The organism is Bacillus sp. SH7-1, from assembly GCF_008042405.1.
GTDB classification, from domain to species: domain Bacteria; phylum Bacillota; class Bacilli; order Bacillales; family Bacillaceae_G; genus Bacillus_A; species Bacillus_A thuringiensis_N.
This window is the reverse complement of sequence record NZ_QNUD01000061.1, coordinates 1-16,359: the sequence shown is the minus strand read 5'-3', so window position 1 is coordinate 16,359 and position 16,359 is coordinate 1. Positions and strand designations below refer to the sequence as shown.

Genomic DNA, 16,359 nt, shown 5'->3' with positions numbered 1-16,359 from the left:
TAGCGTTCACGACAAATCTTAATTTTTCTATACCTCAACTCAAATTTAAATTTAATTTTGTATAAAATTTAGAGTATTACTTTCAATTTTATTGCGTTTAAGGTACTTCCACCATTTCAACAATTAGAAGTATTTATATATTTCTTTGGCCTTACCTATGAATCCCACAAATCATCGGTATTAATTAATATCAATGTATAGATCGTTATTTTCAAAATCATCAAAATTCCATCAGTTTTTCGGGAAGCTTGGTTAGACGCTGTAACGCCCTAACTTCTTAATATTTTCATATCATGGAACTTAAGTAAGAATGCCTTAACCCCATAAAAAAATGGGTTTAACGGATTATGAACGCATAGCGTTCACGTTTATCAGAACGTTAATTTACCACTTCACAAACGTTCATTCTGTATTCATTTTAATCTTGTTGTAATGAAATTATATATTGAATACTTAAATTGCGCTTCTTCATTACAAATATATCATTAGCTTATTTGTAATGAAACTACAAATTTAAAATAACGCGCCCCTAAATTTCACAAACAAAGCTTTCTTGATCCTCAACTTTAAGCTTTATCAACAAATCCTTTATCGTTATCTCTAAGCACTCTTAGTAAAAGCTGCATGCCTCTAAATAAACGAGCCTTTGTAAACGTTGATATGAAAGGGATAGTCGCTACAAAAACGGATGGCGTTTACGTATTCTTAAACACTAAAATAACACTTTGATAACGTTTATACCTTAGGGGGTTTAGTTACATTCTCTAAAACATCACATCTTCTTGAAAGTATTAAACTTTCAGATCCAACTATCTACTTTATTAACTAAAAAATGAATTCTAACTTAAATAATCGGGTTGGTTCATATACAAATTACTCGCTCTAATTAATGCTTTCATTATTATTTTTGAACACTATAACTTAAGCGGGCTATCAGTTATTACACTAAATCTAGAGGGTCATGCCAAATATTATTATGTAAACTGTGAACTCACATTATATACATGGATTAGGGAAAGCAAGACATCCTAAATTAATATATTTTTTGGCTTACATGTTCTTCTAAAATATTGATAGATTATAGAGATGAGTGACTAATATCAGTTAATAAGATAGAAGAATATTGGCATATGTACAAGAGAGAAAATGAGTTAAACATAGGTGTTCCAGGTGCCTGGGTGTTTGGAGATGGTTCCAAGGAAATGAGAGATGAATTAAGAAGTTTAGTTGTTAAAGGAATCAAAATAGGAACATACGCTGCACAATGTGTTTACGAGCTTGAAAGAGAAGAAATTCAAAAGTTTGGTTAGTACGATATTGTATTGGCTGGAGACAACACTCATTTAGCAATTATAAAATATACAGAGATTAATTTTTTATAAATAAATGAAGTAACAAGTGATTTTTCCAGATCTGAGGGTAAAGGTGATTAAGCTATGATTATTGGTATAGTGAGCATATCGAATTTTTCACTTGGGAATTAAGCCCGTATGGACTTACTTTTGCTCCAGACTTATTGCTAATTTCTCAAACGTTTAGGGTAATGGATGTTTATAAAGATAGAGTAAAAATTGAAATCCAAACATGCTTTATTCTAGCTATATATACAAGAAACCGGCTGTAAAAATCTGATTTTATAGCCTGTTTTTAAACAACTTTTTTATTTTTAAAACAACTTTTTTATTCGTTAACAAAAACCTTATAAACGTTGTTATTAAAGGGATAAACGCCATAATAACGTATAGCGTTTATGTATTATTAAACACCAAATTAACACTTCGATAACGTTTGTCTGTTAGCGAATTTAAATACACCCTCGAAAACTTTAAATTCTCTTAAGAAGATTATAATTTAAACTATTAATTCTAACGTTAATTCCTAAGAATATCTTAAAGGAATTCATTCAACGCATATAGAAAACTTCTCCAAGGCTTATATAAATGCCTTACAAAACATACAATTAACTACAAAACAATTAATCTAGAAAACAAATTGAATTTAGTTCTAATTAATATAAAATAAATATCTAATTTATATTTATTTTATATATTATCTTGATTAATCAACCGTTGGATTCAAGCTAATTTACATAAATATCAATTTTATATTTAAATTATATCTAATGAATATTTAATTAAGGTAGATTTCTTTCGAAACCTTGTAATCACTCTAATTTTAAGGTATAATATATTTATTAAATATAAATAAAAAATAAATTTTATAGAGGTGATGTATAATGAAGAATTCAAAAGGGAAAACTCTTCATATAGACATTGAAGGCGATATTGGGAACGATTCTTTTAAAGGTTACATTAATGGTGAATACATAAAAATGAAAAACGTATATCAAAGCGTTTACTCAATGCCAAATGTAACAGAAACAAACACTCAAAAAAATGTGATTAATCTAGTAGACAATATGTTTGTAAATATTGCTAGTAAATCAATTAGAAGATCTGGTATGTACTTTATTGGTAATCGAGCGATGCTAACAGGGAAGAACCCAAAAAACATGAACATTAAAGTAGGGCAAAAATATAACGACGATTTGCCGTTAATTAATATGCTAGGACTAATTGCAAATAAATCCGTTCAGCTTGAGTGGGAAAGAACTGAACAACTACCACAATCAATTAATGTGACTGTTGATCTTATTTCAGCTATTCCAGCAAGCCAATGGACACCAGTAAATGCAAAACACCTAGAGCAACGTTTTACTAATTCAAATCATGTTGTAGTTGTTTATGTAGGGGAAGAACAAGTAACAGTCAGCTTAACATTTAATAGTGCAAACATTACTCAGGAAGGCGTTCCTCCTTTATATGCAATCCTTGAAGGTGAAGAAGATATGTTTAGTGACTTTATTAAACTATATAAAGACAAACTTGAGGTAGAGACAGTTGAAAAATCCTTCTTTAAGAACAAAAAAATCTTACATAGCGACATTGGAGATGGAACAACTGAGTATATATACACAGTTGGTGTAAATCCAGTCATTGATGCTTGTAGTGGAGAAAGACGTGGAGTTGGGCATGCTACAGAAGAAGCTGTTAGGCTATTAAACCAAGAACGTGGAACAAACATTAAACGCCAACAATTCTCACAAATCCTTCAAGATCCAGATCATAAATACTATGAAGAAGCAACTGGGTACTTTAATATTACAAAAGTAGAACAAGCTGAACTTATCTTAGAAGATACAAGTGAAAAGTATGTAAGCAATACCGCTAGTGAAGCTGAAATTTTATGTGTATACGGTGGGGGAAGTGTTACTTTTAAAGATGAGTTATATAATCAACTATTAGAGTATTGTGAGCAAGTTGGTATGTACTTGTTATGGATTCCAGAAAAATATGCTGTAGATATGAATGCTAGAGGGATGCAAGTAATCAAGAAAATTCTTACTCGAAAAAAGGTGAGATAATATGGCTGACAAGAAAAGAGAATCTTTCTTTTGGAATCTCAAAAAAATTGAGAACGAGGAATTCTTTAAATGGTTTGAATCTCAAGGAAATATAGCAGATTCATTATATAAACTTGTCTGTTACTTTATTGATAAACATGGTTTACAAGATGTTGGTGATTATAAGATTCAACAACAAATGCAAAGAGAGATCTTACTTCAAGATAAAGATTTTTTAAATGAGGTTAAACGGGTCCTATTGAATGATTCAAAACTCATTATCAAAAATGATGATCAAAACATCCATAATGAGATTAAATCTTCTAATGAAGTAATTGGAACTTCTGAAGAGAAGCCCGATGATGAAGATGTAAAAAAAGAAGACGTTTCTAAATCTGAAACAAATGTTTTGAATGATGAATATGATGATCTTGATACGGCAAGTTTATTTGGTAATTAGTATGTAAATACTCTAAAAAAAGAGTCCTATTTCTAGGACTCTTTTTTTAGGTTTAATTTTCAACTTACATCTTATCAATGATTAACTGTCGTTTATACCATTGATTTAATTTGCTTCTCGCCGTACTGGAGAGACGTTTTGTTTTTTTATTATAAAATCTAGAAAGAGTAGGTTGCGATATACCTATCTCTATTGAAAGTTCACGCATGGTTATATTCTTTTTCATATGCACAAGCTCTATTTTCTCTCTAATTTCTTGTTCATTTTCACTCGTATCTAATGGTTTTTCTACAATTTTTATTGGTTGAATTTCCTCATGTATTGTATCAATTGTTTTCTTTTTAGCTAAGTTTTCCATTGAACTAATGAGTTCTTTGGGTGGCAATATTACTATTCCTAACTGTGAATAATAGTTTTTAAACCAATTCTTCTTTGTCAGTTTTTCTTCTTCTAAACCATTGTCATATTCCCAATGAGAAATTACCTCTTCTTTTTCTAGATCCATAAGAACATTTTCTAATTGTTCGCGAATACGATTCGGTTTTTGCTTCTGGTTTATACCCATAACTGCTAACAAACCTTTATCTCCACCTATAGAATAAGGTCTTTGTAAACTAGAAAACATTTGACGGATTCTCCATTGCCATGTCAAATATCGAATTAATCTTTTATGATATTTGTGTCTATAGCTATTATATTCAAGTGCCTTTTTTGATAATAATGCTGTAGTACTATTAGATCCATATAAATATCCGGATAAGAAACTTCCCGGTTTGATTCGGCACGATTCTATTCCCATGTATTCGTTTGTGTTTTTATCTCTCCATAGAACTACAGAATCTAATACGAATAGTCTTTTAATTACCTCACGTTTTACTTCATAATGCTTACCTGTTTCAGCACGATCATTTAATACGACTACTTCATTGTCATCATTTAGATATATAAAAATACTTGCTAGGGCCGCAATCCGCTTCGCTACTTTAATTTTATCTTCTACCCTATAGTATTCCACACCATTTGCCTTAGCCTTTGAAATACTGCACATCTCTAAAACTTGTTCATATGAAAAATCAATAAATTCATCGGGCGATTTTGCTTCATTCAACCATTGAATCGTGATGGTATCTAAACAATCTGCAGTTAGATCATCCATATTACTCATTACACCATCTACTAATGTATTCCATCTTGCTGCTTCTTCAATATTTGTTAACTTTAGGTCTTCATCCTTATGAGAAGAAAGCTGTGCCACTCCATTACTATCTTTTGTTTCAATAGGATATGATTTTAACCTTGTGTTTTCATCTTCTTCAAATTGATTTTTAGCTATTCCATCTCTTAACTTATAATACACTGCTGAGTTATTTACTTCTAAATAGTTTTCATTCAATTTATTTGTATTTGATTCATTTGTTGCTGTATGCACTTTATTACTAACTGTCTGATTTTTACGAAACTCTTGTTCAATAAAGACACCTATTGTCTCATCAATGATTAAACTATATTCATCTATATTTCTATATATATCTAGAGGAGAAACACCTTTTCTTTGTTGTTGCTCTAGCCACTGTACGAGCATTGAAAATGACGGAGAAAGGTATTGTGAAGTCACAATTTTACTTTTATCTGCTTCAACCTCAAGATAATAGGACACCCATTTATGCCACAATTGCTCGTCTTGTTTATACAATTGTTCCGTTATTGATAGTGCATCTCTAAACAATTGTAGAACGTCTTCCATATAAATTCTGCTCCTTATATACATTTAGTCATTATTAATCTGAACTTGAAAATAACTAGCTATATGATGTTCCTTTTTTGAAAAACAAGAAATTAAGTCAGAATATTCCGCACTTTAATTCCACCGTTAACATGTGCAGGGATCTAGTTTGCGTCTTTACAACCTGCTCTGTAACTGATTATACAAGACTCAATCGATTTTTAAAATCCAAAGGGATAAAACGTTACATTTTTTTTATAAATAGTTAATCTTTTTTCAAAACGATTAAACTTTATTTCAATTTCACAAAAAATTGCATCTATTTTTATTTAAAATTATTCATGCAGATATATAGAAAATGAAAAAAATAATTGCATAAAACAATCTAATAATAGAAAAGGAATGCAAGTATAATGATCTATACTGCATTCCTTTATTGTAATTGTATGTCCACTATATTTTGATTCTTCCTTTTCTAAAATTAAAAAACTAACATCCAAATTTCTTGTTTTTCACCTCTTTCTGGATTCACTCCATTGTAATAAAAGCTCTTCATTAAATGACCAGGCTATTGGCTATCACCCCTAAACAATAATAATTTTTAAAATAGTAACCAACTGTTATAAAAAACAAATTAACTCTTTACAAAAGAAAACAACTCGGATAAAAACAGATTGTTTTCTTTTATAGAGAAGAACAAAGAAAGAGTAGAAAAGCAATACACAAACGTGAAAATCACATGGAATAACCAATAAAAATTGAAGATTCTGACAATTTAATCGCTAAGGGTTTTCGTTTACTCTTTCTTTGTTGTTATGAGTTTAACATTATAAATAACATAAATCAACGAAAAAATAACAAAATTCTTATATTTTCGACATTTTATTCACCATGCTCTAATTTCACCTTAAAAACATAGTTACTCTAGCTTGAAAATAAAGTTTAATCGTTTTATGTCCAATATTCAAAAGGGGAACTCCGCTTAACAAGTCTTGTTTAGTACTATTATTTTTCGATTACTTCGAACATCCCAAATTCATTAACATGAAAATTTATAGCCATATCATGTCCCTATTTAACAAAACATGAAACAAAAATAACATTATGTGTCCCTTTTTTATTATCTCGAAATTTTTTTCTAAAAGTGCTTAAAGCTTGATATATAAGCTTTTCTACTATACCTATACTATTAGTTATGAAAATTTATAGCTATATGATGTCCCTTTTATTTTAGATAAAAACCCCATAAACCTTTTTATATTAAGGGTTTTCATGTTTATAACCCTATTTTCATGTATTTATGCAACATGAAAATCCATAGCTGTATGATGTCCCCTTTTTTACCCAAAGATGAAAACCAGTCTAGCCATATCATGTCCCTTTTTAATTGTAAAATTACAGATAAACCCTATTAACATCAATGTTTAAAGGATTTCATCTCTTTAATTCACAATTATAAATATGAAAATCCATAGCTATATCATGTCCCTTTTGTTTTTTTAAAAATCGGTATAAACGTTGATTTAATCATGTCTATAAGTTTTTTTTCTATTTTTCATCTTTTCTACCAACATGAAAATCTATAGCTATATCATGTCCATAAAAAAAAATGAACGAATCCTGAAACCCCTTGATACACAAGGGATTAGAGGGCATTTCATCTTTTCATTTTTTCTCTTAAAGGGACGCATTTCATCAAATTTCGATTTGGTATAATCATAATTGATATATTTTATAGTTTTTGGTATTTATTTCAATTTTTATAGGTAGGAGGTGAAAAAGATGGGGAAATCATTTATTATTCGTAATCAACGTAGTCTAAATGGACAATCCACAAATGCAGTTTTAGTAACACTGAAGTCTTGGCAAAAACTTGTTGAAACTTTCGAAGAAAAATACTACAGCTATAAAGATACATACCTTGAGGATATTGTTGATCATATGACATACGAAGAGCGTATTGCCGATGTGGATGGCTTCGTTGCACAGGCTAAACCATCTTTTTCACGTCGTACACTATCTGCTATTTCGGAAACAATGGGAAGAAAGCATAAATTATATGGCATTACAAACGCAGATCTGGAAGTCTTCTTATATCTACATAAAAAATGTTACACAAATGGAGTCATTCCAAATGTAACAATACATATGATGTGGGAAGATTACAAACTGTATAAAGAAGAATTTGCTTACATACAGCATTCTCAATTCTACATTGCATTAAAGAAATTAAGTATACATAACATTATTTCGGTTGAAAATGAACTAGATGGCCGATATACAATTAAATTAACTCATTTTATGAATGAAGAAACTGAAAAGGCCAATGCATATGTTTATATTAGCCCAGTGGTATTTACAAAAGCTTTCTTTGAGTTATCAATTGCATCTAAGAAACTATTCTTAGATATTGCAATGCAACAGCACAGTGAAACTACACTAAAACGTTCCTTAGACAAACAAGATGAAAGAGGGAATAAAACTCATTTTGGTGGGATGTACCGCTTCTTACATAAAAAATACCCACATCAGATACGTGCGGTTATAACAGAGTTAACAACTGCATTACCACGTACAGGGACTCCACTATTCAAAATTTGTAAATTACAAAAAGGGGTTAAGAATAAAAAAAGATATACAACTCTATATCTATCCTTACATACGGATTTCTTATGTACAAAAGAAAGCGGAGAAGTACAGTATCGTGATCCATTCACACCAAAGCTTACATACGCTCGTAAAGCTCGTTTTATCGAATCAGTACTACAAGAGATGAGTATTGGAGAATTTACACAAGACATGAACAAATTTATCCATGTGCTAAAACATACATGCAATCGACAAATTCGAAGTGTAATTCATAGCTTACGTGACATGATAGATCGTAATGAAGAATATCCAAGCAAGTTAGTATATACACTGAAGAAATTATTAAATCAAACATCACAATATAAAATTCTTGATACAGCTGCTAAAGAAGGTATCTATCCACTTATTACACAGCATGTTCCAAAAGAACAAAAAGAACAAGCTGTATTTGATTTCGGATTGCATTTCTCTATGTATTCTCTGCGAAACATCAAAAAGTTGTTCCGCAAAACGTATGAATTACTAAACTCTAAATTTGCTGTACCTGTTACAGAGGAATCGTATCACCGCAACTATCTAAAGTATCAAGAAGAAACATTGTTTAGAAAGTACGCCTATGAACAAGGTACAAACCTAAATGCTTATATGGCTTTAGAAATAGAAATACGTGAACTCTTAAAGGCGAGAGGACATAAAGAACGCTTTATTCCTAGTGATGTTCGAGAATTGTTCATTGAAAAGATAGATAAATTACCGAAAGAAAAGCTTCGTGTTATTGAAGTACCAGATAACTTTAATTTAATTACATTTATGCGTGCCTTTGAACAGTTAATACGCGCTGGTACCTCAGTAACAACAGCTGAGCAAGTACTGACAGCCATGAAAGCGAACTAATCATAATCAGCTCTCTATTTTTGAAAAAAATTCAACATAGAGGGCTATTCGTGTTGCTACGTTTATTTAAAAGAGCTTTACTCCTTCTTCACAATAAGTAACTTTACTCGATTCTATTCATAATAGAGTCTTTTTTTATGCAATCATATACAAAAATAGTATGGTACTTATCTCAATTTCCACACATACCTTCATAAAAAGACGTTATGGGTTGTCTAACTACATTCAAATACCTACAAGAAATCATAAGAAATAAATTAATTTTCGTGGATAAGTAGATAAATAACACATAATGTGAGTAATTTACTGCAATTATCATTGATATAAATAGCTTATACGCCTTTATCTATCAAAAATCATCAATATTTATGTGAGTTATGTGCTTAATATGGATCATGTTGATTAATTAACACATAATGTGAATCTTTTGTGGGTATCTATAATCAAATTGTGGATATTCCGTGAATTCATATGAAATTTCACGATTGAATAAATATGTTTAATAATGTATTAATTTGTTTCATTTTTTATGTAGAAATACTAAGTTTCATTTATGATTATTTGTAGTTTTTAGAGCTTAATATGGTTTGTTTTTCTGCTGTAAAATTCTACTATTTATGATTTTTTACGCTATGTAATGTTAAAAGGCTTTGTTACAGTAAGGATATACGTACATTTCTCAGTCCTATAAAAGTTTTATCTTTATATTTTAAATATATATAAGATATATATTTATATTAGATTTTATTAATTACTATTCATAAACAAACTGATATAGTATAACGATAAACAATGATTATAGAAAAACTAACAAAACTATAGCGTTCATTAAATACCATTGTGTGTTCAAAAATAAATCTATAACTATCCTCACAGTTATTTTTTAAGGCTATAACAACATGTCAGAGAATTTAAGATTCCTGTCAAACGTCATTCCTATTTTGGAATGACGTATTTTTTTAGGGACAAATTCGAAAACTCATATCATTATCATATGTATTTAGTGTATCTAGAATTCTATATGGATGGTGAAGACATATGAATCAATATCAAATGCTGTATAGTACACCTTATCTGTATTCTTCTCGAACATTGAATCAAATGTACAAAGCTACTAAAAATGAAGAAAACGTATGTGCTATACAAGAACACATGCGACGACATGAAGTATACCTGGACCGACAATACCGAGGGTATTATCATTTAAGTCAAAAAATCGAAGAAGATCTATATGGTGATGAACTGGCTGTCTCCTGGAATCAGTTATTAGACGAATATCAACTTTTTAAGGACAGTAAAGGGAATTTATCCATTAAACCAAAAGGATGGGGTTAATATGACAATCATTGGAGAGCTAGGGATTGTATATGGCGTGACGGGGGCTTCAGTTTTAGGAATAAAATTGCTGAAGAAGAAAGGTTTTTATCTTCCAGATTGGTTGCTACGTTCGGGTCTTAAATGCTTACTAATTGGGAGTGTTTGGTACGTTCTAATGGATATTCTAGATGTGTTTCTACGCTAGCATTACATCTGGTAGTTGAAAATGATTATAATAGCGCATTTTAAACAGCTTTTTCTAAGCTTCCATACAGGCTCAACTACCTTAAGGAGGTATGGAGGAAATGTTGTCACTTTTATTAATCCCAGCAACCTTTATAACTGTAGCTTATTTTTACCAAAGTAATGGACTGAATGATAAGAAAAAAATTGCAACGTTTTTTGAAATTACAAAGGTTTGTGTTCAACATAAAGGTGAATTACAATATCCCATTTTTATAAAAGAAATTAAAGATGATATAAGTATGAATTATGTTTACAAGTTGCCACTTGGTGTACCTAGTCAACTAATCCAAAAGTTAGCTGAAGTATTAGAAGAAGGTCTATATAAACCTGTTAAAATATCGTTTCATCAAAGAGAGCTTCATATTCGAGTATTTAGCCAAAGAATACCTGAAATGTGGAATTGGTCTAAGGATTTATTAAAAGAGCATACATGGAGAGTTGTGGTGGGGAAAGCGTTAGATAAACATGTGTATCATGATTTCGAGAAAACACCGCATATGTGCGTGTCGGGTATGACACGGTTTGGAAAAACAGTATTCCTAAAAAATGTGATGACTAGTTTGATTTTGCAACAATCCCAACACGTGAAATTTTTTATTATTGATTTAAAAGAAGGGCTAGAGTTTAGTCCTTACAAAGAGTTATCCCAAGTTGTAGAAGTCGCTGAAAACCCGAAACAGGCATTAGGAATGTTGGGAAGAGTACGTGAAAAGATGGTAAAACAGATTGAAATGATGAAGAAGTCCTATTTTACTAATATCATAGACACAACGATTAGAGAACGTTGCTTCATCATAGTAGATGAAGGAGCAAATCTTTGTCCGACACAAGGATTACCTAAAAAACAACGTGATGTTTTATTTTTGTGCCAGGAGATGTTGTCCGAAGTCGCAAGAATCGGAGGTGGTTTAGGATTCCGGCTCATATTTTGTACGCAATATCCAACCTCTGATACATTACCAAGGCAAATTAAACAAAATGCTGATGCGAAAATAGGCTTTCGATTACCAACGGCGGTCGCTTCACAAGTTGCTTTGGATGAACCAGGTCTTGAAGATTTACCTTCTCTTCCAGGAAGAGCATTATTTAAGACTGATCGTACAGAAGAAATTCAGGTGCCTTTTTTAAAGGATACAGATATGTGGGAGTTACTAAAGCAATATAAGGTGGTGAAGCAAAATGAGGCATCAAACACTCAAACAGAAAGCGAGACAAATCGAGATTTTATCCACTTTGAGTAAGTTGGATTTTTTAACTAGGAGGCAATTACAAGCCATCCACTGTCTAGGGAGTATTCGAAATGCAAATCGTGTATTAAAGGATATGCACCCGTATTGTCACATTACAAAAATGGCTCGTGAACACGTATATTATTTAAATAAAAAGGGACGGAATTTATTGGGAATTACAAAAGAAGTAAAGAAAAGTAGTCAATTACAGCACATATTAATGCGAAACGAAAGCTGGATGTGGCTTGGATTTCCAGAATGGAAAACAGAAAGACCTATCCAGTTTTCAATTAATGGTCAACGGTATCAGATGATTCCTGACGCAACGTATTTTGAGGCTAATGTTCCCCATTTTGTTGAAATAGATCGTATGCAACATATGAAGGCAAACGAACATAAAATACAGTTATATGGCCATATAACAGATATTTATAAAAGACAGAATGCTATTGTTCCAGTAATTAATTTTTTTACATTATCAGACTATCGACAATCAAAGTTAGAGCAATATGCTATAAACCGAAATGTGTTTATGAGAACATTTGTAATGGAAGATATATTTTAGTTGTTTTAAGCATTTATGTCCCAAAAATCATGATAATCAATACGTTTATCAAATCTCCTTAGTGTTTTAATGATTTTAGTTGCGGATGTTAAGGTGGGAATACGATCCTTCTTATTTGCTAAATCACTTATTAAGGATTTACTTAATCCGGTTCGTTGTACTAACCATTGTTGTTTAATCCCTCTACGGTCTAAATAGTCACCAAATGGAGTTCTCTTTTTTCCTAACCCAAACACGGGAATCCCTCCTAATTAAGCTTGTGGTAATAATAACTTGTCCAAATTTCCATAAATCTAAACGTTTGTTCATAAATATGGAATTATAATTTAAAATAAAGCATAGAATCATATAAAGAAAATCTAAAAAATGTGTAATAATTTTGAAGAATGTAGCATTCATAGTAATAGCTACAAGTTGCTGATACACTATCCTAATGGCAACTTGTTGCAAAGTGTATTCTTACAAAATAAAAAGCTTAAATCCATTGGTGCATAAGGATTTAAGCTTTTTTAAATTTATGAAGAATCGAGGATGAGTTTAATAAATTAAGAGATATTAAACTATTCAACATTCGAATTTTGAAGAACATTGTAATGATTTCATTGGTTTTAATCGTATAATCTTCTAAATTTTTCACTTCCCTTTTCCACTCAACAGCTGTTATTAAAAATTTTCATTTGAGTAATCTTATTTTCAATTTCTTTCCGAATAATCTTCTTTATATTACACATACTAAATCTAAGCCGATTTCCCACCGGCTGTACTCTTGCAAAATGGAGCTCACTCCTCCGTTCCAGTAAAAACAGGTGGGTAACTTCAATTGTTACCTGCCAATTATAAGTATACTCGTTGATTTTCATGTCCATACTGTTTAAAGAAGGCATTCCATGCCATTCGGATTGACCTCCAGCACATGATAAATTTACAACCGTTCCTATATATGGTAATGGCATTCTGTTGTATATTGGAAAAGCCGATTTTCAGACTCTAGGAAAAAGAATTTCTCAAGAAAATTGGCTGGACACTAACGATTCTAACAATACTAAAATATATGTTGGAAGGTTTCATGGTTCTAAAAACTCAACTGAAACTGAATGGTCAGTTGAAATTGACTTGGCTGAAAGATTGTTAATTTACGTACACAAACCTGCATATAATGCTAGAAGTATATCCTCGCTAAAGGATTTAGAATTTCAGGATATTCATATCTTAAACTGGGGTAATTATAGATCTCTTTTCCCTGAAATTTCTGGATTAAGATGGACAAGTAAGTTAGACGATTTGGTATTTGAAATGTATAAATGGGTGTAGTCTAACCCATAAATTAATTAAAATTTATGAATAGATGTGGTGAAACAAAGTTGGGTGGGAACCCAAATATATTTGTACTATAAGAAAAGTCTTATGTTGATCAAGTCGGAGGAAGGCGCCTTTGGGTGTCTTTTTTATGCACAAAAAGCCTCATCTTCCTATAAAAAGGATAAGGCCTTTACAACAAACAATAATTGCAACTAAATTAACTTTATATTATATTAACTTTAAATAATATTATACAAATAAAGTGCTAAATAGTAGGTGGGGAAAATGGAATTTAACGATTTGGGTATTACCATTAAAGAACTTCGAATGAAAAAAAATATATCTCAATCCGAATTATGTCATGGAATATGTTCACAAGGTCAAATTAGCAAGATCGAAAAAGGTGTGATTTATCCATCTAGCATATTGTTATATCAATTATCTGAAAGACTTGGTATTGATCCAAATAATATATTTGCACTAACTCAAAACAAAAAAATTAAATATGTAGAAAATGTAAAATATGTAATAAAAGATTGCTTAAAACAAAAACAATATAAAGAACTTTATGAAATAGTAAAAAAGGAGAAAAACTTAAATAACTTTCAAACAAATGAAGAGAAACAATTTCTAATATGGCATGAAGCAATTGCTATATTTGAGGTAAATAGATCAACCAAAACTGCTTTAACTCTTTTAAATTATGCATTAAAACTAACTTTAACCAATTCTGATTTTTTATCAGAAAGAGAAATAGATATTATGCATACAATGGCTATATTTCATGGAGAAAATAAAGAATATGAAAAAAGTATTACTATATTAAGAAGATGTTTATCTGATTTTAATAAGTTAAATTTTCCTAGAGATAAAGAAATTAAACTAAAAATCATTTTAAATTTAGCAAAATCTTTGGCCTTCACATATCAAAATGAAGAGGCAATAAAATACATTGATAAGGGCATTAAATTAGCAATTAATCTAAATACTTTATACCTATTAGGTGAACTATTCTATTTAAAAGGTCTGTTTTTATTAAAGATTAAACAACACAATGTAGAAGATGTTGTTTATAACTGGAAAAAAGCATTATTTATATTTGAACTAACAGAAAAAGAATATTATACAAAACTGATACCAGATAAACTTATTGAAATACAAAATAAAAAACACTCATAAATTCGTAAAAACTACTTACAAATCCCTATAGTTTTTAAACTTATCACTATATTATTAAAATTAAAATGATTCAAGTCGGAGGAAGGCATCTAAGGGTGTCTTTTTTTTATAGAAATCTACCCCATGCCCACCAACTTAAAAATTCAGAATTACCTCAAAATGCAAAAATGAACTTTTTGTAAAAGTTAACAAAAAATTTTGTTCTGGATGTACTAAAAAATTTTAGCTTGATAGTAATGTCTTGATATCCACAAATAAAAGTGATTTGAACGTAAGGAAATTGTAAGAAATGGATAAGAAAAAAGAAATTTTTATTGTATAGGATACAAATATAGAGAAGCGTAAAAGAGGGAGGATAAATAGGGTACATTTATACGAAAAACAAACTAGTAATAAGAACATTCTAAATGAAAAAGTAATTTATGATACTAACATATGTGTAAAAAAGAGAGGATTTATCTTTGGTTATGACAGAATGGAGTATGTGTCAATTTTACCGTCATTAGTGACAATAACAAATAGTATGAAGTCGAAAGTCTAAATACCCTTAGGTAGCTCTCATAGGTGTAAGATCTATGAGGGCTTTTCATCATACTGCAGATAATTTCACGTACCGTAATTATTAATAAATAAAACCAAAATCTTCAACAAGGGATTCTTTCTCTCTTTTGAAATCTATGCGCTTAAACACATGTTACTTTGAAATACAATTCATTGAAGAGAGCTGTAATAGCCTCTCCTTTTTTATTTACTAAATTGCTTATACTTCTCTGACATGACTTTTAACCTTTCATTATGCTTATCTGTAAATTTATATAAGACAAATCCATTTTCTCTCCTGCAATTTAACAATTTATTCTTAAATGAATATTTTTTAACATTCAATATAGCGTAACATCAATATAGTTGCAATTATTGTTTATAAAAAACTGCAGCGTAATCGTTTACATTACAAGGGAAATACATAATAATCAATTGATTTATATTTATCTGTAGAAATTTTTTAAATCTATTAATTTTATACTACGTTTACAAGCATTCTTAAACTTGGAATTCATGTATTGAAGTTAAGCTATTACATATAAATGGGGTGATTTCTACAGATTTTAAAAACAAAATTAATAATATAATAAGCGTTTTATTCACTTTATTATATGAATCTACTATAAATGTTAAATTACATAAATATATCATAACTTTTTTTTATAGTAGATCTCTGAAAAAATATCTATAGGGGGTTATTAAAATTATGAAAAAACAAATTGCAGCACTTACATTAGCAACGACTCTCGGCTTGAGCATTCAGCCAATTGTAAGTTCAGCCGAAACAGCTCAAAATATGCAAGCTACTGAACAGAGTGGTTGGGTAAAAGATGGAAATGGAACATGGTTCTACTTTGAAAATGGTGTAAAAAAAACAGGCTGGCTGAAAGATAATGATAGATGGTACTACCT

General features: G+C 30.2%; 11 protein-coding genes and 2 pseudogenes. 11 read left to right on the top strand and 2 right to left on the bottom strand.

Annotated elements, in window-relative coordinates:
- Positions 1-1,097: 1,097 nt before the first annotated feature.
- The 3 genes and pseudogenes from DN390_RS29690 (at position 1,098) to DN390_RS29680 (ending at position 3,863) form a co-directional block, all read left to right on the top strand.
- Positions 1,098-1,624: pseudogene (locus tag DN390_RS29690) on the top strand (ASCH domain-containing protein).
- A gap of 612 nt (positions 1,625-2,236) precedes the next feature.
- Complete coding sequence (locus DN390_RS29685; RefSeq protein WP_098645715.1) at positions 2,237-3,424, top strand: ParM/StbA family protein; 1,188 nt, start codon at positions 2,237-2,239, stop codon at positions 3,422-3,424.
- A 1-nt stretch (position 3,425) separates the two neighbouring features.
- Positions 3,426-3,863 carry a hypothetical protein gene (locus tag DN390_RS29680; protein WP_147809271.1) on the top strand — a complete coding sequence of 146 codons (438 nt, stop codon included), beginning with the start codon at positions 3,426-3,428 and terminating at the stop codon, positions 3,861-3,863.
- Between the two features lie 64 nt (positions 3,864-3,927).
- On the opposite strand, the gene DN390_RS29675 is transcribed toward DN390_RS29680, so the two are convergent.
- Positions 3,928-5,607: a helix-turn-helix domain-containing protein gene (locus tag DN390_RS29675; protein ID WP_147809270.1), complete on the bottom strand. Its 1,680-nt coding sequence runs from the start codon at positions 5,605-5,607 to the stop codon at positions 3,928-3,930.
- Between the two features lie 1,761 nt (positions 5,608-7,368).
- On the opposite strand from DN390_RS29675, the gene DN390_RS29670 reads away from it, so the two are divergent.
- The 5 genes from DN390_RS29670 (at position 7,369) to DN390_RS29650 (ending at position 12,426) form a co-directional block, all read left to right on the top strand.
- Complete coding sequence (locus DN390_RS29670) at positions 7,369-9,069, top strand: hypothetical protein (protein ID WP_147809269.1); 1,701 nt, start codon at positions 7,369-7,371, stop codon at positions 9,067-9,069.
- 1,038 nt (positions 9,070-10,107) lie between these two features.
- A complete protein-coding gene (locus tag DN390_RS29665; protein WP_147809268.1) occupies positions 10,108-10,404 on the top strand; it encodes a hypothetical protein in 297 nt (98 codons plus the stop codon).
- A gap of 1 nt (position 10,405) precedes the next feature.
- Positions 10,406-10,591: a hypothetical protein gene (locus DN390_RS29660; RefSeq protein ID WP_147809267.1), complete on the top strand. Its 186-nt coding sequence runs from the start codon at positions 10,406-10,408 to the stop codon at positions 10,589-10,591.
- A 100-nt stretch (positions 10,592-10,691) separates the two neighbouring features.
- On the top strand, positions 10,692-11,873 hold the full coding sequence (locus DN390_RS29655; RefSeq protein ID WP_147809266.1) for an FtsK/SpoIIIE domain-containing protein: 1,182 nt from the start codon (positions 10,692-10,694) through the stop codon (positions 11,871-11,873).
- A complete protein-coding gene (locus tag DN390_RS29650; RefSeq protein ID WP_147809265.1) occupies positions 11,812-12,426 on the top strand; it encodes a replication-relaxation family protein in 615 nt (204 codons plus the stop codon). Before DN390_RS29655 ends, DN390_RS29650 begins: the two co-directional genes overlap by 62 nt.
- Before the next feature lie 5 nt (positions 12,427-12,431).
- On the opposite strand, the gene DN390_RS29645 is transcribed toward DN390_RS29650, so the two are convergent.
- Positions 12,432-12,662: a helix-turn-helix transcriptional regulator gene (locus DN390_RS29645; protein ID WP_147809264.1), complete on the bottom strand. Its 231-nt coding sequence runs from the start codon at positions 12,660-12,662 to the stop codon at positions 12,432-12,434.
- Positions 12,663-13,383: 721 nt separating this feature from the next.
- Between DN390_RS29645 and DN390_RS29640 the strand changes: the two genes are divergently transcribed.
- From DN390_RS29640 to DN390_RS31535, 3 genes and pseudogenes are all read left to right on the top strand, one after another.
- On the top strand, positions 13,384-13,737 hold the full coding sequence (locus DN390_RS29640; RefSeq protein WP_255444315.1) for a hypothetical protein: 354 nt from the start codon (positions 13,384-13,386) through the stop codon (positions 13,735-13,737).
- A gap of 273 nt (positions 13,738-14,010) precedes the next feature.
- Positions 14,011-14,904 carry a helix-turn-helix domain-containing protein gene (locus tag DN390_RS29635; protein ID WP_147809263.1) on the top strand — a complete coding sequence of 298 codons (894 nt, stop codon included), beginning with the start codon at positions 14,011-14,013 and terminating at the stop codon, positions 14,902-14,904.
- A gap of 1,249 nt (positions 14,905-16,153) precedes the next feature.
- Positions 16,154-16,359: pseudogene (locus DN390_RS31535) on the top strand (NlpC/P60 family protein); the annotation flags it as partial.

What these genes read in the sequence shown, in the direction of transcription:
- DN390_RS29680 (WP_147809271.1), top strand. Translation starts at nt 3,426, where the DNA reads ATGGCTGACAAGAAAAGAGAATCTTTCTTTTGGAATCTCAAAAAAATT.
- DN390_RS29670 (WP_147809269.1), top strand. Translation starts at nt 7,369, where the DNA reads ATGGGGAAATCATTTATTATTCGTAATCAACGTAGTCTAAATGGACAA.
- DN390_RS29665 (WP_147809268.1), top strand. Translation starts at nt 10,108, where the DNA reads ATGAATCAATATCAAATGCTGTATAGTACACCTTATCTGTATTCTTCT.
- DN390_RS29675 (WP_147809270.1), bottom strand. Translation starts at nt 5,607, where the DNA reads ATGGAAGACGTTCTACAATTGTTTAGAGATGCACTATCAATAACGGAA.
- DN390_RS29660 (WP_147809267.1), top strand. Translation starts at nt 10,406, where the DNA reads ATGACAATCATTGGAGAGCTAGGGATTGTATATGGCGTGACGGGGGCT.
- DN390_RS29685 (WP_098645715.1), top strand. Translation starts at nt 2,237, where the DNA reads ATGAAGAATTCAAAAGGGAAAACTCTTCATATAGACATTGAAGGCGAT.
- DN390_RS29635 (WP_147809263.1), top strand. Translation starts at nt 14,011, where the DNA reads ATGGAATTTAACGATTTGGGTATTACCATTAAAGAACTTCGAATGAAA.
- DN390_RS29650 (WP_147809265.1), top strand. Translation starts at nt 11,812, where the DNA reads ATGAGGCATCAAACACTCAAACAGAAAGCGAGACAAATCGAGATTTTA.
- DN390_RS29655 (WP_147809266.1), top strand. Translation starts at nt 10,692, where the DNA reads ATGTTGTCACTTTTATTAATCCCAGCAACCTTTATAACTGTAGCTTAT.